Source organism: Candidatus Dedyshia acidiphila, assembly GCF_051025295.1.
In the GTDB taxonomy this organism is placed as follows: Bacteria; Acidobacteriota; Terriglobia; order Terriglobales; family Acidobacteriaceae; genus KBS-83.
This window is the reverse complement of record NZ_JBMGJV010000173.1, coordinates 1-248: the sequence shown is the minus strand read 5'-3', so window position 1 is coordinate 248 and position 248 is coordinate 1. Positions and strand designations below refer to the sequence as shown.

Sequence of the window (248 nt, the reverse complement as noted above, 5' to 3'; positions counted from 1 at the left end):
TCGTTCGATAAGCAGGAAATGGATGTATGTGCTGGCGACACGATTTGCCAGCGCGGCGAGAAGATCGGAGAAGTTATCGCCGTCGACGCGGTCGCACGCACCGTCGACATCAAGAAGACGAAAAAAAACTGCGGAAGTACATCCGAGCGCGGTGTTCGTCGACAAGACAGGGCCAAGTTGTGAGGAGCAGGCTGACGCGCTCTATCGGCTCGCGGACTGGGTGCTGTTCGATAGCGTGAACGCACGAG

General features: G+C 57.3%; 1 protein-coding gene. It reads left to right on the top strand.

Features of this window, described 5'->3' with window-relative positions; all coding sequences use genetic code 11:
- Positions 1–183 (top strand): hypothetical protein (locus AC5IJH_RS18520; RefSeq protein WP_491904289.1); only part of this gene is annotated, 183 nt, incomplete at its 5' end.
- Positions 184–248 lie beyond the last annotated feature (65 nt).